This is a genomic window from Tranquillimonas alkanivorans (assembly GCF_900115595.1).
GTDB lineage: Bacteria > Pseudomonadota > Alphaproteobacteria > Rhodobacterales > Rhodobacteraceae > Tranquillimonas > Tranquillimonas alkanivorans.
This window is the reverse complement of sequence record NZ_FOXA01000005.1, coordinates 160,670-178,232: the sequence shown is the minus strand read 5'-3', so window position 1 is coordinate 178,232 and position 17,563 is coordinate 160,670. Positions and strand designations below refer to the sequence as shown.

Genomic DNA, 17,563 nt, shown 5'->3' with positions numbered 1-17,563 from the left:
CCTGCCCCGCCTTTGCGGCGTGTTCCCGGTTTCCTGCTCTTCCGCGAGCATACGGACGCGGGGCGGTCCTGTCATGGACAAAGGTTAAGATTGCCTTGCCGAAAGGCCGGCGGGAGAAGCTCAAGGCCGCGTCAGCGCCGTGACGAAGAAGCCGTCCATGCCGCCGCGATCGCTCCAGAAGTCGGGGCGCAGCCGCAGGCCCTCGGCCCCGATCCAGGCCGGGTCGATCCCCGACCGTTCGAGCGCCGCGCGATCCACCGTCAGGCCCGGATGCCGCTCCAACGCGTCGCGCACCTGCTCCTCGCCTTCGTCGACGAGAAGCGAGCAGGTGCAGAAAACAACCCGGCCGCCGGGCTTCACCAGCGACAGCGCCCGGTCGATCATGTGCGCCTGAAGCTCGAAGAGCGTCGGGAAATCCGAGGCATCCTTGGCGTAGGGCAGATCGGGATGACGCCGGATCGTGCCGGTGGCCGTGCACGGGGCATCGAGCAGCACGGCGTCGAAGGGCGCGCCAGCCTCCCATTCCAGCGCGTCGGCCACGACGGGGCGCGCGGCGAGCCCGCAGCGGGTCAGGTTTTCCTCCACCCGCTTCATCCGGGTTTCGGAGATGTCGAGCGCCGTGACCTCCGCCCCCGCCGCCGCGATCTGGAGCGTCTTTCCGCCCGGCGCGGCGCACATGTCGAGCACGCGCTCGCCCGGCTGCGGGTCCAGCACGCGAACCGGCACCGCCGCCGCCGCGTCCTGCACCCACCAATCCCCCGACTCGAACCCCGGCAGAGCCGAAACCTGGCCCGCCGTGACCAGCCGGACCGAGCCAGAGGGCAAGGCTTCGCCGCCCAACCGCGCCGCCAGTGCCGGGGCGTCGCCGTCCTTCGGCGTCAGGTCGAGCGGCGCGCCGGCCGCGTGCGCGGCCTCGATCGCCGCGACGACATCTTTCCCGTAATCGGCCACCAGCGGCTTGCGCAGCCATTTCGGCAGGCGCGGCGGCGGCAGCTTCTCCCACGCCTCATGGCCCGCCCGCAGCACGTTGCGCAGCACGGCGTTGACCAGCCCCGCCTGACGCTCGGTCTCGGGCCGCGCGCGCATCAGCGACACGGCGGCATCCACCACGCCGTGCGGCGCGGCCTGTTCGACGAACATCTCGAACACGGCCAGGCGCAAGGCGTTGTGCGCGGTCGGATCGGGGCGACGCTTGAGATAAGGGCCCAGAAGCCGGTCGGACCGATCCAGCCAGCGCAGTGCGCCGGTGGCTAGCCGCTGGGCGCGGGCGCGGTCCGCGGGGTCGAGCGCCTGCACGCCGCCGGGCAGCGCCTCGGACATCAGCCGTCCCTCGACGGTCACTGCGTCCATGAGCGCGACCGCCGCGCGGCGCGGAGCGAGACCGGGTTTCGCCATGAACGGCCTCCGTCATCTTGGCTTCGGATCGCGCGGACGTATATCAGGGGCACGACAGGAACAAGGACCGAGCCCATGTCCGACGCCGCCGACCGCCCCGACCTGCCCCCCGCCGCCCGCCGCGCCCTGGCCGAGGCAGAAGAGCGCCGCCGCAAGGAACGGGCGCTGGAACTGCCGACCGAACTGGGCGGCCGCGACGGCCCCGAACCCGTGCGCTTTGGCGACTGGGAGAAGAAGGGCCTCGCCATCGATTTCTGAGGCGCGGCCGATGCCACATGCCACACAGGGCACGGGAGACGCGCATGAGATCTAGGCGAATCCTGTCGGCCGTGCTCGCCGCCATCGCGGCGATGCCGCTGCCGGCCCTCTCGGCCGATCTGCGCGTGGACGTGACCGGCCTGCGCAACAGTGCGGGAGAAATCCTCGTCGCGGTCTGCCCCGAGGCGCTGTTCCTCGACCCCGCCTGCCCGTATCGCGAGCGGGTCCCGGCGGCGGACAGTGGCCTGACCTTCAGCGATATTCCCCCGGGCGACTATGCCGTTCAGGCGTTCCACGATGAATACGCCAACGGCGAACTCGACCGCCGCGCCTTTTTCCGCCCGCTCGAGGGGCTCGGCTTCAGCCGCGATGCGCGCATGCGGTTCGGGCCGCCCGACTTCCGCGACGCGGCCGTCCGGATAAGGGAGCCGGGCGGCCGCGTCGCGGTGCGGATGCGGTACTACCCCTAGCGCTCAGCCGATATCGGCGAGCGCGGCATCGCAGGCGTCGGCGCAGCGTTTGCAGGCTTCGGCGCAGATGCGGCAATGTTCGTGCATCTCGGCGTGGGTCGAGCACTCGTCACCGCAGGCGCGGCAGGCGGCAGCGCAGGCTTCAATCGTCGCGCGCAGCACCGGCTCGTTCGAGCCCGCCCGGCGCGATCCCATCTTGCCCGCCGCCGCGCAGATGTCGGCGCAGTCGAGGTTGAGACGGATGCACCGGCGCATCTCGGCAACCTTTTCCTCGGCCAGGCAGGCGTCGGCGCAGGCGGTACAGGTCTGTGCGCAGGCGAAAGCCTCGTCGATGAAGCGCACCAGTGCCTCGCTCACGCTGCCCTGCGCGGAGGGATGGGTGGCAATGATCTCTCGGGTTTGCATGTCGTCCTCCTGACGTTCGTCGGTGGAAGTGCGTGTCGCACCTGCCGCCCGACGCGCGGCACCGTCCGGAGTTCCGGCAAACACGGCACACGCCGCCGGGACCGCTGCGCGGCCCGCAACATGACGTCACCGGGTAGAAGAGTGGTGAGCCGTGCAGGATTCGAACCTGCGACCCACTGATTAAAAGTCAGATTCTTCGGGAAAACGCTATCTAACGAATCCTGCCGAGATTCTCCATTTTTCGGAAGCTTTGCCAGTCGCTTACACAGGATAATCGACAGAGTTAGGAACAGCGCCTAACATTCCGTATCAGATGAATCCGTTACCCCAGTGTTACCCCAGCTGGACCATCTGATATTTCATTGGAGCATCTGACATGGCGCGCAAGGCTCTTACCACTCGATCGATTGAAGCTCTCAAGCCGGACCCGGACAGGCGAGTCGAGCATCCGGATCCCGCCCTGCCGGGGCTCTATTTGCAGCTCCAAACCAGCGGCGCGAAGTCGTGGGCCGTCCGCTACCGGATGGCCGGAAAGTCGAAGAAATTGACGCTCGGCAAGTGGCCGGCGATGGGCTTGGCTGACGCCCGCGCGGCGGCCGCCGAGGCGCTCGAGGAAGTCGCCCAAGGACGCGATCCTGCCCTCAAGAAGAAGGCGACGAAGGCCGCGCGGCTCGAGGCGCAGCTGACGGAGCGCGACAAGGTGAGAACGCTGGTCGAGCAATTCGACCGGCGCCACTTGAGCACCCTGAAGAGCGGCGCGGAGGCGCGGCGCCTTCTATATCGCCACGTCGTGCCGGTTTGGGGAAATCGCGACGTGCACGAGATCACCCGTCGCGATGTGGTCGAGCTTCTGGACGGGCTAATGGACACCGGGCGCGGCGTGACGGCGAACCGCACACTGGCCGTCGTCCGAAAACTCTTCGCGTGGGCGGTCGAGCGCGACGTTCTTCAGGTTGCACCGACAGCGGGCCTGAAGCCGCCGGCGAAGGAAGTGCCGCGCGATCGCGTCTTGAGCGATGCGGAACTGCGCCTGTTCTGGCGGGCCTGCGAGGCTGTCGGGCAGCCGTGGGGACTGCTCGGGCAGGTGCTCGTGTTGACCGCACAGCGGCTCCGGGAAGTCGCCGAGATGACCTACGACGAACTCGACGGCGACCTCTGGCACCTGCCCCCAGCCCGGACAAAAAACGCTCGACCACATTCGGTGCCGCTGTCTCGACCGGCGCTCGAAATCCTAGACCGCATGGATCGCATCGGCGACACCAGCTTGATCTTCACGACCAACGGGGCGCGTCCCGTGAGTGGCTTCAGCAAGGCGCGGGACAGGATACACAGGAAGATGGAGGAGATCGCGGCGGAGGAGAGCGGCGAGCGGGTCGATCTGCAGCCTTGGCGCTTTCACGACCTCCGCCGCACAGCCGCCACGGGAATGGCTCGCCTCGGGGTCCCGGTTCGCGTGACGGAGAGCGTGCTGAATCACGTCTCGGGCACAGGCGGCGGGATCGTCGGTATTTACCAGCGTCACGACTTCAGCGACGAAAAAAGGCAGGCGCTCGAGGCGTGGGCGCGATTCGTTTCGGGCCTGGCCGAGGGGCATTCCGACAACGTCGTGCCGCTCGAGCGCGGGAAAGCGCTGTAACTCACCTAAAAGTGCGCCTCGCTGGAATATCGCAATTAGCGACTTTCGCTTGGGGGGCGAAACAGAGGGAAAAGGCGAAATCGGAAACGTGGATCGCTATTAGCGATATATCTGGATCGCCACCCTCCTTCTCCACACCCTAGATGCAGAATTTCTCCTTGTCAGAAGGGGCGCGGCACGCTCGCATATCGGTGTGCCACGCTTTCTAACACGAGGACGGATCATGCCCTCTGAAACCGAGAACAGATTAATCCCGGCCGTCGCCGTTCGGGAAATGATTGGCGGCGTAAGCGACATGACAATTTGGCGATGGCAGCACGATCCGGAGCTGGAATTCCCCAAGCCAACAAGAATTTCTCGCCGTCGCTATTGGCGCTTAAGCGAAATCGAGGCCTGGCTCGAGAAACAGGCGAAGGCGTCATGAGGAGATCAAGCTGATGGGAAATGTCGTCTACGTCCGAGCCCCCGAAGCGCCCGGCGGCGTCGGCGTCTCGTGCGCTATTCAGGAGGGCCGGTGCGGTCCGGTCTTTCTGGTCACGGTTCACGGCCCTACGCAGCGCGCGCGGCTCCTCTTTCATGATGCGGACGAGGTGGCGACCTTCGCCGACGGGATCGTCGCTGGCCGGTTCCCGGACGCGACACGCAGCGGGAGTGGCGCATGAGCTTCCGAGTTCGCGAGCTGGTGGAGGAGCGCGCGATTGGCAAGGCATCGAAGGCCTCGGCCGCAGCTCGGAAATGCGTTCTCCTGGCGATGGCTGACAGGGCGGACGCTGGAGGCGACGACATCTACCTCTCGCGCAACACGCTTTCAGAACTGACGGAGCAGTCGACGTCGACCGTGAAGAACGTCCTGGCCAGCCTCCGGAAAGACGGCCTGATTGCGCGAACCGGCACGCGCCCATGTCGTGGCGGCCATACAGTCAATTACCGGATAGACTTGGAAAAGCTGCAATCCCTACCGCTGAACGCGATCGGCCGTCATCGGCTCGAGAAGGCGTCTGCGACCGACCAAGAGGGCCGGAGGTTGCCCCCCCCAAAGCGGATGGACGAACCGGCCAAGGGGGCCGGAGGTCACCCACTGGTGGGCCGGAGGTTGGCCACGGGTGGGCCGGAGGTTGCCCCCAAACCATCCATTAACCATCCATTAACCGTCCATTCGCAGAGAAAGAGAGATGACTCCTCCGCAGTGAATTCCGCGCGAGGGCATCACTGCGGCGCGGACCATCTCTCCGGAGACGCCGAATTCGAAGAGTGGGTCGAAGAGGAGCGGCGGCGGGCGCTGTCGGAGGCGCGGGAGGACTTCGAGGCGCTCGACGATCCCACCGACGCGAGGGCGTGGGGATGACCAACCCGATGCGGATCAAACAGGAGATAGACTGCGATGGCGAAATATAAGTTCGGGGACTTGAGGGCGTGGACGCGCAAGGTCGGGCAGCGCGCAACCCACGTCGTCCAGCGCTCGACGCACGACGTGTTCGAGGATGCGCAGACGCCGCAGGACAAGGGCGGGCGAATGCCGGTCAAGACCGGGCGCCTGCGCAACAGCCTGAGCGTCCGCCTCGGCGGCGGTCTGAAGCTGAAGGGTGCGACGAGCTACCAAGCTGTCGCGGCCGCGATGCAGCCGGGCGATGTCGTCGCGGGCGGCTGGTGGACGGGGTACGAGCGGGCGGCCGAGTACGGCGACAGCCTCCGGCCGCCAGCGATGTTCCGCGAAACCGCCGCGGGCCGCTGGCTGGGGATCGTCGCGCGCAACACGGCCGAAGCGAAGCGGAGGTTTCGCTGATGGTCCCAATGGCCGGAACATCCGCTCTGGGTGGGGTCGCGGGTCGGGGTGTTCTTTTCTCTCTCCCCAAAAATTCTGGGGGGCAGAATGACGGCTGAGACCGCTCTCCGCTTCCTCGAAACTCTTCGGATCCCGGAAGGGCCGCGGGCGGGCGAGCCTCTGCGCCTGGCGGAGTTTCAGCGCAGATTCGTTCGTGGTGCGCTCGATTCTGCGAACATGGTCGCGATCCTCTCGATCGGGCGCGGCAATGCCAAGACGGCCCTTTCGGCCGGCGTCTCTCTCGGCGCGCTGATGGGTGTGTGGGATCCGCAGCCGCGGCGGGAGGTGATCTTCGCGGCCCGAAACCGCGACCAGGCGAAGATCGCCTTCAACTTCCTCACCGGGTACGTCGAGGGACTGGCGGCGGCGGAACAGGAGTTGTTCACCATCCGCCGGGGCTCGCGCCTCGAGGTCGAGTATTCGGGCAACGGCGGCGGACTCGCTCGATGTATCGCGGCTGACGGCCGTTCCATCCTCGGCGGCGCGCCAACGCTGGCGGTGCTGGACGAGCGGGCCGCTTGGGAACGCGACAAGGGCGACAATCTCGAAAACGCGATCCTCTCCGGCCTCGGCAAGCGCGACGGCAAGGCGCTGATCATCTCCACCTCGGCGCCGGACGATGCGAACACCTTCTCGCGCTGGATGGATGAGCCCCCGCCGGGCACCTACGTCCAGGAACACCGCCCGCCGTTCGGGCTCCCGGCGGACGACCTCGAGTCGCTGCTCATCGCCAACCCCGGCGCAACCGAAGGCATCGGCGCCTCGGCGGATTGGCTGGTGGCACAAGCGCGGCGCGCGATCGCTCGCGGCGGCTCTGCGCTTTCATCGTTCCGAAACCTGAACCGCAACGAACGCGTCTCAACCGAGGATCGATCGGTGCTCGTCACCGTGGACGAGTGGCTCTCGGCGGAAGTGGCGCCGGACGAGCTGCCGGAGCGCGAGGGCGAATGCATTCTCGGCGTGGATCTCGGCGGCTCGCGCAGCATGAGCGCGGCGGCCTGGTATTGGCCGCAGACGGGGCGGCTTGAGGCGCTGGGAACCTTCCCCTCGAGCCCGTCTCTCTCTGACCGTGGTGCCGCCGATGGCGTCTCGGGGCGGTACGCCGAGATGGCGGAGCGGGGCGAGCTTTCAGTGCTGGGCGAGAACACGGTTCCGCCGGGGCCTTGGCTCGCGCAGCTCGCGAAGCAGGTGGACGGCGCCGCGATCGCCTGCATCGTCGGCGACCGGTTCCGGCACGCGGAGTTCACGGAGGCGATGGCGAAGGCCGGCCTGCGCGTCCCGTTCGTGTGGCGCGGCTTCGGATGGAAAGACGGCTCGGAAGATATCGAGCGATTCCGGCGCGCGCTGTTCGACGGTCAGATCCGGACCCGGCCCTCCCTGCTGCTACGCTCCGCCTTCGCGGACGCTATTACGCTCATCGATCCTGCCGGCAACGCCAAGCTCGCCAAGGGCCGCAGTCTAGGCCGGATCGATGCGGCGGCGGCCGCAGTGCTGGCGGTGGCCGAGGGCGCCCGACGCGTGGCGCGGCCCGCTCGACAGGGGAGGGCCGCGGTATGGGTCTGAGGTACGACCGCCATGGCGCGGCCGTTTACCGTGACAAGCGGTGGCCGGCGCTCCGGATGGCCGCAAAGCGCCGCGACGGGTGGCGCTGCGTCCAGTGTGGCTCCCGTCACCGCCTCGAAGTCGACCACGTGTTGCCGGTGCGTGAGAACCCCGGCCTCGCCTTCGACTTGGGCAATCTACAGACCCTCTGCGGCTCCTGCCACGGCCGCAAGACACGCCTGGAATGCGGGCATCCGCCGCTTTCCGACGACCGCCAGAAATGGCGCGACCTGGTGCTCGACACGCACCGTCAACCTATCAAGCAGGAAGGAACGAACGATGCTTGAATCCGTGAAGATCCAGCGGCGGCAATCCGAAATCCGTCAATCTCTCGCCGAGCTGGTGGCGAAGCCCGAGCCGACTGAGGACGAGACGCGTTCGATGGACACGCTCGACAAGGAATACCGGGCGAACGAGACCCGGTATCGCGCCGCCCTCATCGCCGAGGACGAGGAGCGCCGGGACGCAAAGGGCGAACTCGAAACGCGCAGCGATCGCGAGTGGTCCGAGCTGATGGGCCGGTTCGAGATGCGGCAGGTTGCCCTCGCCCTCGATGAAGGACGTAAGCTCGACGGCCCGACGGCGGAGATTGTCGAGGAGCTGCGCGAGCGCGGCGGCTACCGCGGCGTTCCGGTGCCCTGGGAGGCGCTGGAGGTTCGCGCCGGCGAGACGATCGCGAGCGGCACGCCGGACCCGATCCAGACGCGGCCGATTATCGATCGGCTTTTCCCCGACTCCGTGGCGAGCCGGATGGGCGCGCAGATGATCAGCATCGACCACGGCGAGATTGAATGGCCGGTGGTGACGCAGGGTGCCAGCGTGGGCTGGCAGGCGTCGGAGACCGGCGCTGTCGGCTCTCCGCAGGCGTTCCAGACCACGGACAAGGCGCTCGCGCCCGACCAGACGCTCGGCGTGCAGATGAAGATCACGCGCAAGACGCTGAAACAGTCCGGCTCGGCGCTGGAGCAGGCCGTGCGCCGCGACATGAACTCGGCGATGGCGGTCGAGATGGATCGCGTCGTGTTCCTGGGCTCCGGTTCGTCGGGGGAGCCTCTCGGCGTCATCGCCGGAGCGGCGACCTACGGCATCACCGACACCGATCTCGGCGCCGCGCCCACTTGGTCGGCGTTCCGCTCGGCCGTTGTGCGCTTCATGCTCGCCAACGCCGCGGGCTCGCCTTCGGCCGTACGGCTGATGCTTCGGCCCGAGGTGTGGGACGCGATGGACGCAAGCTACATCGACGCCGGCACCGCCGTGACGGAATGGGACCGCCTCGCGAAGAACGTCTCAACGATCGCCATGACCACCAACGGTCTGGCGACTCCGACGGGCACGCCGGCGGCCTCCAAGGCGCTCTTGACGACGAACGCGGGCGGCGTGGCGCCGATCTTCGTGGGCAAGTGGGGGGCGGTTGACCTCATCCGCGACCCCTTCACCGACGCCGCCTCGGGCGGCCTGCGGATTACGGCGCTTGCGACTTTGGACGTGACGGTTGCACGGCCGAAGCAACTCGAAGTGGTTTCGGGGATCCAGTGATGCACTTCGGCCCTCATCTCGGCGGCCTCGAGCTGCGAAAATCCGGGGGCGGCTCAGTCCGCCTCCGTGGCACGTTCCCGTATGGCAAGCTCGCTACGCTGTCGGACGGGGGCAGGAACGGCGGACGCCCGAAGAAGGAGCAATTCGCACCTCGGGCCTTCGCGTACAACGTCGAGCGCGAGGACGTAGACATCCTGTTCTTGTCCGGGCACCGGTACGACAAGCCGCTCGCCAGCCGAAAGGCCGGGACGCTCGACCTCGAGGACACCGACGACGCGCTCATCATGAACGCGACCATCACGCCCGACGTGCAGGAGACGACCTGGGCGCGGGACTTCCTCAAAGCCTATCGTGCCGGTCTGGTCATGGGCCTGAGCCCCGGCTTCCGGCTTCCTCCGCAGCGCACGGTGCCGAACGCGGAGAAGGTCGAGGACGAGGACCCCGCCCTTGGCAACGCGCTGATCCGCACGATCATGGCGGCGTTGCTGTACGAGCTCTCGGCCGTGACGAAGGCGGCATACGAGGATGCGCAGATCGAGGAGCGCAGCTGGCAGGTGACGCCCGCCTCGGCCCGCACCGTTAGCAGATTTGCTCACACGTACCGGTGGAGGGTCTGATGGCGACGACGATCCGACAAGTGGAAGAGAAGCCGGCGGCCTATCCGCCTGCCCCGACCGTGTCCGGCCAATCGCTCACGCCCGACGACGCCGCTGTCCTGTGGCAACGGCTCGAGAGCTACATCGTGCACCGCTGGACGCCCCGACAGGTTGTCTGGACGGTCGAGGGAGAGGGCGAATGGACTCCGCCGCTGACGCCCGCCGATGTGACTTCGGTGGAGGTATGGGAGTCCGGCGCGTGGGTTGCGACGACGCCGCCGGCGGGTCCGCTGGGCGGGTACGATTTTCCTGGCGACGGACCCTATCGCGTCATGGCCACGGCCGGCGACACGGGCGTGCCCGTCGAGGAGGTCAAGCCGCCGGAGGATGTTCTGTGGGCCTTCCGGCGCCTGGCGGCGTACTGCGTCAGCCCGGCTCGGCACGCGAACCTGCTGTCCGCCACCTCAGTCGAGGAAGAAGAACGCGCCGGCGACGGCAGCACGGCGCGCCTGTCCTACGAGCGGCCGGCGACGTGGTTGGGCCGCGCCATCGTCAATTCGGGCGCGGCGGATCTGCTGCGGACTTATCGGAGGGTCCCGTGATGTGGCCGTTTCGCAGAAAAGAACAGCCGGTGGAGACGCGCTCGGCCGCGGCGGGCTTCACCGCCGAGATCATGGCGGCGCGCGAGGCGTACGTCGCCGGCCGCACCGGCATCGCGGAGCTGACCGCGACGGTGCAGTCTTGCGTGAGCCTCTGGGAGGGTAGCTTCGCCCTGGCCGACGTGGACGGCACGGCAATGCTCGACCGGCGGTCGATGGCGCTGGTCGGGCGTTCCCTGGCGCTGCGCGGAGAGTGCGTATTCCTGATCGGCGACACCGAACTCGTGCCGTGCTCGGATTGGGACCTGACGACCCGCGACGGCATCCCGCGGGCCTACCGCGTCAGCATCTCGGAGACGGGCGGCGGGCGGACGAGGACTGCGCTCTCGGCGGAGGTGCTGCACTTCCGGATCGGCAGCGACCCGGCGGCGCCCTACTACGGGACGGCACCGCTGCGGCGTGCTCAGCTGACTGCCGGGCTGCTAAACGCGGTCGAGTCAGCGCTGGCGGAGGTGTACGAGCATGCGCCGATCGGCTCGCAGGTGCTCCCGTTCCCGGAGTCATCAGAGGTCGACCTGGAGAAGCTCGGCCGAGGCTTCCGGGGGCGGCGCGGTCGCGTCCTGCTGCGGGAGTCCGTCAACGTGACGGCGGCCGGCGGCCCGACTCCGGTGCAGGACTGGCGGCCCTCCGATGTGACACCGGACCTTTCGAGAGCGATGACGCGGGAGACGCTGGCGGCTGCACGGGACGCGATCGGCGCCGTCTACGGCGTGCTGCCGGGACTCATGAACCCCGCCACGACTGGCCCGATGGTCCGGGAGGCACAGCGCCACCTCGCCAGCTGGACGCTCCAGCCGATCGCCGCGCTCGTCGCGGAGGAGGCCAGCGCCAAGCTCGGCGGCGAGATCAGGATAAACACGCTCCGGCCCCTCCAGGCGTACGACGCTGGCGGGCGGGCACGAGCGATGGCAGGCATCGTGCAGGCTCTGGCGATGGCGAAGGAGGCCGGGGTGGACCCTGACCTCGCCGCGAAACTTGTCGATTGGGAGAGAAGCCAATGATCGAGATCTTCGGACTGAAACGTGTCCAGAATCCGAGGCCGAACAGAAGCGGCGACACGATACTCGCGTTCTTCGATGCGCAGGTCGAGTGGCTGACGATCGAAGGCGCCGCGCTGGTTCAGCTCGGGAGCGGCGCCGGCATCACGGTGTGGGAGCCGCTCGCCAAGGCTGACCAGCGGCCGCGGCGCTGCATGAGGATGGACGGCCCGGTGCGGCAGAAGGTGGCGGAGGCGGCATTGCCGTTCTTCCAGTCTCTCGGCGGCCGGCTGGACTGAGACGGAGGGAAGAAACCATGACCATCTCGGACGCCCTGCTGCACTTCCTCGAGGTCGCCCCGATCCATGAGAAAGCGCGCCTCGAGCTGATCGTCGCTGCCATGCACCGCGGCGACGAGCACACCTGGCGCGGCCTCATGGCGATGGAGTTCGTCGGTCCCGCAGAGGAAGGGCATTCTGCACTGCCCCCAGATTTGGGGGCAACAGGTCCTTCCGGATTTGGACGGGTCGTGGAGGCGCCGGAGGCCTGGCCCGGGCTCTCGGGCGTCCTCCCACATGACGAGCGTGTCGCCTGGGCGCGCCTGGCGGTGGCGGCGATCGAGGCCGGGGACCGGGAGGCGCTGGCGCTGATCGAGAGACTCGTCCTCCGACGGGCAGCTCACTAATGCCAGAAGCGGAGCGCGTCCTGTGGCTCTCCGTCATCTACGTCGGGCTTCAGGATGCGGCCCGCGGGCAGGACCCGCACTGGCTCTACAGCGACGACTTCAAGACAGTCTGCGCCTTGGCACAGGTCGACGCCTTCTTCGTCCGGCTTGCCTTCCGGGAACGGCAGGAGGAGTTTAAGCGCCCCTCCTACCGGCGCGCCTAGCTCTGCGTACCCCAAGCCCCAGGCTTGGGCTTCGTGTCCACAACATCAAGGTAGATCGCCGGCGGTTCGTTCGAGCCCTCATCGACGTGAAGCCGGCGAGCCGTCACGACATAGCGGGTCGGCTCATCCTCGCCCGGACGCCGCAGGACGATCTGATCATCCTTCTCCGGAACGAAGGCAGCCTCGATGGTGGCGAAGGAGTCGTGCGGCTCTTGGCCTGCTAGCAACAGGCGGATCTGAAAGGTCATCGTAAGCAGCCTCCGGAAGGACGAGTCACCCCTTCCAAGGGGAGCGGCCCGCCGGCCTCGCGTCAAGGTGCTGGAGGCCGCAGTCCCATTCCGTCGGTGCCGGGTTCATCCTCCATTGGAGGACGTCGTATTACGCCCCGCTCGGCCAGCCGTTTGTTACCCCCAGCGTTACCCCACGCCGTTCACGCCGAAAATTAGCCCCCTCGGAGCGAGGCTCCGGAGGTCGATTTTCTCTGCGCCTTCTGAGGCTTGGAGTGGTGAGCCGTGCAGGATTCGAACCTGCGACCCACTGATTAAAAGTCAGTTGCTCTACCAACTGAGCTAACGGCCCACTCGAGGCGCCCTCCTAAAGGTGGTGCCCGGGGGCGTCAAGCGCGTTTTGGAAGAAAAGTTCCGCAACTCTTTCATTGGCTCCGGGCGCGGGATATATGCCGCCGCGATGACCCAGGGTGACACATACGACGGCCTCGCATTCATGAAGATGCACGGGCTGGGCAACGACTTCGTCGTGATTGATCGGCGTGCGGGCGGGCAGCCGGTGACGGCCGCATTGGCGCGTGCGCTGGCCGACCGGCACCGCGGCGTGGGCTTCGACCAGCTTGCGGTGATCGAGGCGGACACGCAGGCGGACGCGGCGCTGACCTTCTTCAACGCTGACGGCTCGCTGTCTGCCACCTGCGGCAACGCCACCCGCTGCATCGCGCGGCACCTCATGGACGAAAGCGGCACGACCGCCCTGACCCTGCGCACCGAACGCGGGGGACTGCGGGCCGAGGATGCGGGCGACGGGCTGACCTCGGTCAACATGGGCCACCCGCTGGTGGACTGGAAGTCGGTGCCGCTGTCGCAGGACGTGGAGACCGACCGACTGCCCATCGAGGGCGTGCCGGTCGCCACCGGCATGGGCAACCCGCACTGCACGTTCTTCGTGGACGATGCCGAGGCGGTGGACCTTCCAACCTTCGGATCGCGGTACGAAACGCACCCGCTGTTCCCCGAGCGCACGAACGTCGAGGTCGTGCAGGTGCTTTCGCCCCGCGCCATCCGCCTGCGGATATGGGAGCGCGGCACCGGCGTCACGTTGGCCTCGGGCTCGTGTTCCTGCGCGGCGGCGGTGGCGGCGGCGCGGCGCGGATTGACCGAACGGCGCGTGTCGGTGCAGGTGGACGGCGGCACGCTGCACATCGACTGGCGCGAGGATGGCGTCTGGATGACCGGTCCCACCGCCCATGTCTTCACCGGCACGCTCACGCGCGCCTTTCTCGAGGGCCTCGCATGACCAAGCCGCCGATCCTGTCGACCCACGGCTGCCGCCTGAACGCCTATGAAAGCGAGGCGATCAAAACGCTCGCGGCCGAGGTGGGCCTGGGCGACGCGGTGATCGTGAACACCTGCGCCGTGACGGCCGAAGCGGTGCGGAAAGCGCGGCAGGACATCCGCCGCCTGCGCCGCGACAACCCCGAGGCGCGGATCATCGTCACCGGCTGCGCCGCGCAGACCGACCCCGACACCTTCGCGCAGATGGAAGAGGTCGACCACGTCGTCGGCAATGCCGAAAAGATGCGCCCCGACACCTGGGCCGGGCTCGCCCCCGACTTCATCGGCCAGACCGAGCGTGTTCAGGTCGACGACATCATGTCGGTGCGCGAAACCGCCGGTCACCTGATCGACGGCTTCGGCACCCGCTCGCGCGCCTATGTGCAGGTTCAGAACGGCTGCGACCACCGCTGCACCTTCTGCATCATCCCCTATGGCCGGGGGAACTCTCGCTCGGTCCCCGCAGGCGTCGTGGTGGAACAGATCGCGCGGCTGGTGGACGGCGGCTTCAACGAAGTCGTGCTGACCGGTGTGGACCTGACGAGCTGGGGCGCCGACCTGCCGGGCGAGCCACGTCTGGGCGACTTGGTGTCGCGCATCCTGAACATGGTGCCGTCGCTGCCGCGGCTGCGCATCTCGTCCATCGATTCGATCGAGGTGGACGAGGCGCTGATGCGCTGCATCGCCGAGGAGGAGCGGCTAATGCCGCACCTACACCTGTCGCTCCAGCACGGCAGCGACCTGATCCTCAAGCGCATGAAGCGCCGCCACCTGCGCGGCGATGCCATCCGCTTCGCGCAGGAGGCCCGCCGCCTGCGCCCCGATATGACCTTCGGCGCCGACATCATCGCGGGCTTCCCGACCGAGACCGAGAATCACTTCGCCGATTCCCTGAAACTGGTCGAGCAGTGCGGCCTGACCTGGCTGCACGTCTTCCCCTATTCCCCCCGCCCCGGCACACCGGCGGCGCGGATGCCGCAGGTCGACGGGCGCGCGATCAAGGAACGCGCGGCGCGGCTGCGCACGGCCGGCGCGGCGGCGGTCGAGCGGCACCTGTCGGCGCAGGTGGGTCGCACCCACCGCGTGCTGATGGAAAACCCGCGCATGGGCCGGACCGAACACTTCGCCGAGGTCCGCTTCGCGACGGACCAGCCCGAGGGGCAGATCGTCGAAACGCGGATCATGGGCATCGACGGCGAGACGCTCACCGGCGCACCCGTGGCGCGCGTCGACATCGCGGCGGAATGATCCGCTCGTACCGGATCGAGGCGCATGCCTGTCGCCTGGTCGAGGGAGAGGCCGATCTCGAGACGGCGGTGTGGATCGACCTTCTCCACCCCACGCCCGACGAGGACCGGACGGTCGAGGACGCCACCGGCGCGCAGATTCCCACGCGCGAGGAGATGGTTGAGATCGAGCCGTCGAGCCGGCTTTACTCGGACGAGGGCGTGTCGGTGATGACCGCGCCGGTCATGGTTCGCTCGACCGGCGACTATCCGCAGATGACCGAGGTCAGCTTCGTCCTGACCCGGCGCCAGCTGATCACGGTGCGTTACGACGAGCCGGTGTCGTTCGAGAACTTCGCCAACGCCGTCATGCAGGCCCCGCGCATCTGCACCGGGCCGGGGACGGTGTTCGTCTCGCTGCTCGACGCGATCGTGGACCGCATCGCCGACACGCTGGAAGCCGCCGACCGCGAGCTCGACGCGCTGGGCCGCGACACCTTTACCGGCGAACGGCAGAGCGGCGAGCTGCACAAGCGGATGCAGCGCCTGGGCCGGGCGGGCGAAGTCGTGTCGAAGGCGCGCATGAGCCTTGTCGGCCTGTCGCGCGTCGTCGCCCATGCCCGCGGCCTCGACGCGCTGCGCCGCCACGACACCTCGGACAACCTGCGGCTGGTCCAGCGCGACGTCGAGACCCTGATCGAGCACGCGGCCTCGCTGGCCGGGAAGTCGACGTTCCTGCTAGACGCGCTCCTGGGCATGATCAGCATCGAGCAGAACGCCATCATCAAGACGTTCTCGGTCGTCGCGGTGCTGTTCCTGCCGCCGACCCTGATCGCCAGCATCTACGGCATGAACTTCGCTTTCATGCCCGAGCTCGACTGGCGCATCGGCTACCCGCTCGCCCTGCTGGCGATGATCGGGTCGATGGGCGGGACCTACGCGTTCTTCAAGCGCAAGGGGTGGATTTGAGCAGGGGCCGGCGTAGGCGCGGCTTCACCGATGGCGCGACGGTCGAGAGTCACCCGCTGTCGCGGGTATGACAGTTGGGACGCGGATCGCCCCCTGTCATCCCGCGCATCGCTCTCACACTGTCATCCCCACGAAGGTGGGGACCTCCCAGCACCAACGCGACGCCCCCAACGCCGCTCCCGCACATGGACACCCGCTTCGCCACCTCCTAGGCTCCGCGCCGATCCAAGGGAGGCCCACATGCTCAGACTGCACCACTCCGCCGCCTCGCCCTTCGTGCGCAAGGTCATGGTCCTGCTCCACGAAACCGGACAGGTCGCGGATGTCGAGATCGTCCCGGCGAATGTCGGGCCGCTCAAGACCGGCGACCCGACGCTGTCGCACAACCCGCTGGGCAAGATCCCGACGTTGACCCGCGACGACGGCCCCGCGCTGTACGACAGCCGGGTGATCTGCCGCTACCTCGACGCCCGCACGCAGGCCGGGCTCTACCCCGAGGCGCGGCTGTGGGAGGCGCTGACGCTCGAGGCCACGGCCGACGGGATCATGGACGCGATCGTGCTGATCGTGACCGAGGGCCGCGTGCGGGACGAGGCGATGCGCTCGCAGCCGTGGATCGAGGCGCAGTACCTGAAGGCGACGCGCGCGCTCGACGTGATCGAGGACCGCTGGATGAGCCACCTGTCCGGCCGGCTGGACATCGGGCAGATCGGCGTGGGCTGCGCGCTTGGCTATCTCGACCTGCGCACGTCCGACCGCGACTGGCGAGCCGCGCACCCGGCGCTCGCCCGCTGGTACGCCCGTTTCGCCGAACGGCCCTCGATGCTGGCCACCGCGCCGCCGGTGTCCTGAGGGTCACGACACGCGACTGCGCCGGAATGTCCGCTGGACGCAGGGGAGAGCGCCTTATAATACCCCGCCAGTCGTGTGCGGATCGCGCGATCCGCTAGAGTTTGGCCCGCCGTCGGGTCCCGCAATGGAGAAAATCGTGTCCCACGCAGAAGAACACGGAGGCACACGCCGGGATTTCCTGTACTACGCCACCGCCGGAGCCGGCACGGTGGTCGCAGGCGCCGCGGTCTGGCCCCTCGTCAATCAGATGAATCCCACGGCCGACGTGCAGGCCCTGGCCTCGATCCGCGTCGACGTCAGCAACGTCGAGCCCGGCTCGCAGCTGACCGTCCAGTGGCTCGGCAAGCCGGTCTTCATCCGCCGCCGCACTGAAGAAGAGATCGCCGAGGCCAACGCCGTCGACGTCGAGGACCTGCCCGACCCGCTGGCGCGCAACGCCAACATCGACGGCACCGCGCCGGCGATCGACGCCAACCGCGCGCTCGGCGAGACCGAGGAATGGCTGGTCATGATGGGCGTGTGCACGCACTTGGGCTGCGTCCCGCTGGGCGACGCCGGTGACTTCCATGGCTGGTTCTGCCCCTGCCACGGCTCGCACTACGACACCGCCGGCCGCATCCGCCGCGGTCCCGCGCCCGAGAACCTGCCGGTCCCGCTGGCCCGGTTCGACGACGAAACCACCATCGTGCTCGGCTAAGGGAGAGAGC

24 protein-coding genes and 2 tRNA genes are annotated in these 17,563 nt (G+C 68.0%); 21 read left to right on the top strand and 5 right to left on the bottom strand.

Annotation, left to right across the window (positions count from 1 at the left end; genetic code table 11):
- Positions 1-120: 120 nt before the first annotated feature.
- Positions 121-1,395, bottom strand: a complete 1,275-nt coding sequence (locus BM162_RS08640) for an RsmB/NOP family class I SAM-dependent RNA methyltransferase (protein ID WP_093420470.1) — start codon at positions 1,393-1,395, stop codon at positions 121-123.
- A gap of 75 nt (positions 1,396-1,470) precedes the next feature.
- Between BM162_RS08640 and BM162_RS08635 the strand changes: the two genes are divergently transcribed.
- Positions 1,471-1,653 (top strand): DUF1674 domain-containing protein, encoded by a 183-nt coding sequence (locus tag BM162_RS08635; RefSeq protein WP_093420466.1) that lies wholly within the window; start codon positions 1,471-1,473, stop codon positions 1,651-1,653.
- 44 nt (positions 1,654-1,697) lie between these two features.
- A complete protein-coding gene (locus BM162_RS08630; RefSeq protein ID WP_177215103.1) occupies positions 1,698-2,123 on the top strand; it encodes a DUF2141 domain-containing protein in 426 nt (141 codons plus the stop codon).
- A 3-nt stretch (positions 2,124-2,126) separates the two neighbouring features.
- On the opposite strand, the gene BM162_RS08625 is transcribed toward BM162_RS08630, so the two are convergent.
- Positions 2,127-2,528 (bottom strand): four-helix bundle copper-binding protein, encoded by a 402-nt coding sequence (locus tag BM162_RS08625; protein WP_093420461.1) that lies wholly within the window; start codon positions 2,526-2,528, stop codon positions 2,127-2,129.
- 142 nt (positions 2,529-2,670) lie between these two features.
- Positions 2,671-2,763: transfer RNA gene (locus tag BM162_RS08620), tRNA-Lys, on the bottom strand.
- Positions 2,764-2,904: 141 nt separating this feature from the next.
- Here BM162_RS08620 and BM162_RS08615 point away from each other — a divergent pair.
- The 14 genes from BM162_RS08615 to BM162_RS08550 all read left to right on the top strand — a co-directional run bounded on the left by BM162_RS08615 (position 2,905) and on the right by BM162_RS08550 (position 12,244).
- Complete coding sequence (locus BM162_RS08615; protein WP_093420458.1) at positions 2,905-4,164, top strand: tyrosine-type recombinase/integrase; 1,260 nt, start codon at positions 2,905-2,907, stop codon at positions 4,162-4,164.
- Between the two features lie 223 nt (positions 4,165-4,387).
- The gene (locus tag BM162_RS08610) at positions 4,388-4,588 is read left to right on the top strand and encodes a helix-turn-helix transcriptional regulator (RefSeq protein WP_093420456.1); all 201 of its coding nucleotides are present in this window, start codon (positions 4,388-4,390) and stop codon (positions 4,586-4,588) included.
- A 13-nt stretch (positions 4,589-4,601) separates the two neighbouring features.
- Complete coding sequence (locus BM162_RS23095) at positions 4,602-4,826, top strand: hypothetical protein (RefSeq protein WP_093420452.1); 225 nt, start codon at positions 4,602-4,604, stop codon at positions 4,824-4,826.
- Positions 4,823-5,509 carry a helix-turn-helix domain-containing protein gene (locus tag BM162_RS08600; RefSeq protein WP_093420449.1) on the top strand — a complete coding sequence of 229 codons (687 nt, stop codon included), beginning with the start codon at positions 4,823-4,825 and terminating at the stop codon, positions 5,507-5,509. The genes BM162_RS23095 and BM162_RS08600 overlap by 4 nt, the downstream gene beginning before the upstream one ends.
- Positions 5,510-5,545: 36 nt before the next feature.
- Positions 5,546-5,947 (top strand): hypothetical protein, encoded by a 402-nt coding sequence (locus BM162_RS08595; protein WP_093420447.1) that lies wholly within the window; start codon positions 5,546-5,548, stop codon positions 5,945-5,947.
- An 87-nt stretch (positions 5,948-6,034) separates the two neighbouring features.
- The gene (locus tag BM162_RS08590) at positions 6,035-7,549 is read left to right on the top strand and encodes a terminase large subunit domain-containing protein (protein WP_177215102.1); all 1,515 of its coding nucleotides are present in this window, start codon (positions 6,035-6,037) and stop codon (positions 7,547-7,549) included.
- Positions 7,540-7,875, top strand: coding sequence for an HNH endonuclease (locus BM162_RS08585; RefSeq protein WP_093420444.1), 336 nt, complete (start codon positions 7,540-7,542; stop codon positions 7,873-7,875). The genes BM162_RS08590 and BM162_RS08585 overlap by 10 nt, the downstream gene beginning before the upstream one ends.
- Positions 7,868-9,124, top strand: coding sequence for a phage major capsid protein (locus tag BM162_RS08580; protein WP_093420442.1), 1,257 nt, complete (start codon positions 7,868-7,870; stop codon positions 9,122-9,124). The genes BM162_RS08585 and BM162_RS08580 overlap by 8 nt, the downstream gene beginning before the upstream one ends.
- On the top strand, positions 9,124-9,741 hold the full coding sequence (locus tag BM162_RS08575) for an HK97 family phage prohead protease (protein WP_093420438.1): 618 nt from the start codon (positions 9,124-9,126) through the stop codon (positions 9,739-9,741). The genes BM162_RS08580 and BM162_RS08575 overlap by 1 nt, the downstream gene beginning before the upstream one ends.
- Positions 9,741-10,322, top strand: a complete 582-nt coding sequence (locus tag BM162_RS08570) for a hypothetical protein (RefSeq protein ID WP_093420436.1) — start codon at positions 9,741-9,743, stop codon at positions 10,320-10,322. Before BM162_RS08575 ends, BM162_RS08570 begins: the two co-directional genes overlap by 1 nt.
- Positions 10,322-11,380 (top strand): phage portal protein, encoded by a 1,059-nt coding sequence (locus tag BM162_RS08565; protein ID WP_093420432.1) that lies wholly within the window; start codon positions 10,322-10,324, stop codon positions 11,378-11,380. The genes BM162_RS08570 and BM162_RS08565 overlap by 1 nt, the downstream gene beginning before the upstream one ends.
- Complete coding sequence (locus BM162_RS08560; RefSeq protein WP_093420429.1) at positions 11,377-11,655, top strand: hypothetical protein; 279 nt, start codon at positions 11,377-11,379, stop codon at positions 11,653-11,655. Before BM162_RS08565 ends, BM162_RS08560 begins: the two co-directional genes overlap by 4 nt.
- A 17-nt stretch (positions 11,656-11,672) precedes the next feature.
- Positions 11,673-12,041: a hypothetical protein gene (locus BM162_RS08555; RefSeq protein ID WP_093420427.1), complete on the top strand. Its 369-nt coding sequence runs from the start codon at positions 11,673-11,675 to the stop codon at positions 12,039-12,041.
- Positions 12,041-12,244 carry a hypothetical protein gene (locus tag BM162_RS08550; protein ID WP_093420423.1) on the top strand — a complete coding sequence of 68 codons (204 nt, stop codon included), beginning with the start codon at positions 12,041-12,043 and terminating at the stop codon, positions 12,242-12,244. The genes BM162_RS08555 and BM162_RS08550 overlap by 1 nt, the downstream gene beginning before the upstream one ends.
- On the opposite strand, the gene BM162_RS08545 is transcribed toward BM162_RS08550, so the two are convergent.
- Complete coding sequence (locus tag BM162_RS08545; RefSeq protein WP_093420421.1) at positions 12,241-12,492, bottom strand: hypothetical protein; 252 nt, start codon at positions 12,490-12,492, stop codon at positions 12,241-12,243. The two genes, BM162_RS08550 and BM162_RS08545, sit on opposite strands and share 4 nt — an antisense overlap.
- Before the next feature lie 255 nt (positions 12,493-12,747).
- Positions 12,748-12,823 (bottom strand) — tRNA-Lys (locus BM162_RS08540).
- A gap of 108 nt (positions 12,824-12,931) precedes the next feature.
- Between BM162_RS08540 and dapF the strand changes: the two genes are divergently transcribed.
- The 5 genes from dapF (at position 12,932) to petA (ending at position 17,553) form a co-directional block, all read left to right on the top strand.
- On the top strand, positions 12,932-13,771 hold the full coding sequence (gene dapF / locus BM162_RS08535; RefSeq protein WP_093420629.1) for a diaminopimelate epimerase: 840 nt from the start codon (positions 12,932-12,934) through the stop codon (positions 13,769-13,771).
- On the top strand, positions 13,768-15,057 hold the full coding sequence (gene mtaB / locus BM162_RS08530; RefSeq protein ID WP_093420418.1) for a tRNA (N(6)-L-threonylcarbamoyladenosine(37)-C(2))-methylthiotransferase MtaB: 1,290 nt from the start codon (positions 13,768-13,770) through the stop codon (positions 15,055-15,057). Before dapF ends, mtaB begins: the two co-directional genes overlap by 4 nt.
- Positions 15,054-16,004 carry a magnesium transporter CorA family protein gene (locus BM162_RS08525; protein WP_093420415.1) on the top strand — a complete coding sequence of 317 codons (951 nt, stop codon included), beginning with the start codon at positions 15,054-15,056 and terminating at the stop codon, positions 16,002-16,004. The genes mtaB and BM162_RS08525 overlap by 4 nt, the downstream gene beginning before the upstream one ends.
- 240 nt (positions 16,005-16,244) lie before the next feature.
- Positions 16,245-16,856, top strand: a complete 612-nt coding sequence (locus tag BM162_RS08520; RefSeq protein ID WP_093420413.1) for a glutathione S-transferase — start codon at positions 16,245-16,247, stop codon at positions 16,854-16,856.
- Positions 16,857-16,992: 136 nt separating this feature from the next.
- A complete protein-coding gene (gene petA / locus BM162_RS08515; protein WP_093420626.1) occupies positions 16,993-17,553 on the top strand; it encodes a ubiquinol-cytochrome c reductase iron-sulfur subunit in 561 nt (186 codons plus the stop codon).
- Positions 17,554-17,563 lie beyond the last annotated feature (10 nt).

Excerpts from the sequence above, each read along its gene's own strand:
- BM162_RS08640 (WP_093420470.1), bottom strand. The coding sequence starts at position 1,395 with ATGGCGAAACCCGGTCTCGCTCCGCGCCGCGCGGCGGTCGCGCTCATG.
- BM162_RS08635 (WP_093420466.1), top strand. The coding sequence starts at position 1,471 with ATGTCCGACGCCGCCGACCGCCCCGACCTGCCCCCCGCCGCCCGCCGC.
- BM162_RS08630 (WP_177215103.1), top strand. The coding sequence starts at position 1,698 with ATGAGATCTAGGCGAATCCTGTCGGCCGTGCTCGCCGCCATCGCGGCG.
- BM162_RS08625 (WP_093420461.1), bottom strand. The coding sequence starts at position 2,528 with ATGCAAACCCGAGAGATCATTGCCACCCATCCCTCCGCGCAGGGCAGC.
- BM162_RS08615 (WP_093420458.1), top strand. The coding sequence starts at position 2,905 with ATGGCGCGCAAGGCTCTTACCACTCGATCGATTGAAGCTCTCAAGCCG.
- BM162_RS08610 (WP_093420456.1), top strand. The coding sequence starts at position 4,388 with ATGCCCTCTGAAACCGAGAACAGATTAATCCCGGCCGTCGCCGTTCGG.
- BM162_RS23095 (WP_093420452.1), top strand. The coding sequence starts at position 4,602 with ATGGGAAATGTCGTCTACGTCCGAGCCCCCGAAGCGCCCGGCGGCGTC.
- BM162_RS08600 (WP_093420449.1), top strand. The coding sequence starts at position 4,823 with ATGAGCTTCCGAGTTCGCGAGCTGGTGGAGGAGCGCGCGATTGGCAAG.
- BM162_RS08595 (WP_093420447.1), top strand. The coding sequence starts at position 5,546 with ATGGCGAAATATAAGTTCGGGGACTTGAGGGCGTGGACGCGCAAGGTC.
- BM162_RS08590 (WP_177215102.1), top strand. The coding sequence starts at position 6,035 with ATGACGGCTGAGACCGCTCTCCGCTTCCTCGAAACTCTTCGGATCCCG.
- BM162_RS08585 (WP_093420444.1), top strand. The coding sequence starts at position 7,540 with ATGGGTCTGAGGTACGACCGCCATGGCGCGGCCGTTTACCGTGACAAG.
- BM162_RS08580 (WP_093420442.1), top strand. The coding sequence starts at position 7,868 with ATGCTTGAATCCGTGAAGATCCAGCGGCGGCAATCCGAAATCCGTCAA.
- BM162_RS08575 (WP_093420438.1), top strand. The coding sequence starts at position 9,124 with ATGCACTTCGGCCCTCATCTCGGCGGCCTCGAGCTGCGAAAATCCGGG.
- BM162_RS08570 (WP_093420436.1), top strand. The coding sequence starts at position 9,741 with ATGGCGACGACGATCCGACAAGTGGAAGAGAAGCCGGCGGCCTATCCG.
- BM162_RS08565 (WP_093420432.1), top strand. The coding sequence starts at position 10,322 with ATGTGGCCGTTTCGCAGAAAAGAACAGCCGGTGGAGACGCGCTCGGCC.
- BM162_RS08560 (WP_093420429.1), top strand. The coding sequence starts at position 11,377 with ATGATCGAGATCTTCGGACTGAAACGTGTCCAGAATCCGAGGCCGAAC.
- BM162_RS08555 (WP_093420427.1), top strand. The coding sequence starts at position 11,673 with ATGACCATCTCGGACGCCCTGCTGCACTTCCTCGAGGTCGCCCCGATC.
- BM162_RS08550 (WP_093420423.1), top strand. The coding sequence starts at position 12,041 with ATGCCAGAAGCGGAGCGCGTCCTGTGGCTCTCCGTCATCTACGTCGGG.
- BM162_RS08545 (WP_093420421.1), bottom strand. The coding sequence starts at position 12,492 with ATGACCTTTCAGATCCGCCTGTTGCTAGCAGGCCAAGAGCCGCACGAC.
- dapF (WP_093420629.1), top strand. The coding sequence starts at position 12,932 with ATGACCCAGGGTGACACATACGACGGCCTCGCATTCATGAAGATGCAC.
- mtaB (WP_093420418.1), top strand. The coding sequence starts at position 13,768 with ATGACCAAGCCGCCGATCCTGTCGACCCACGGCTGCCGCCTGAACGCC.
- BM162_RS08525 (WP_093420415.1), top strand. The coding sequence starts at position 15,054 with ATGATCCGCTCGTACCGGATCGAGGCGCATGCCTGTCGCCTGGTCGAG.
- BM162_RS08520 (WP_093420413.1), top strand. The coding sequence starts at position 16,245 with ATGCTCAGACTGCACCACTCCGCCGCCTCGCCCTTCGTGCGCAAGGTC.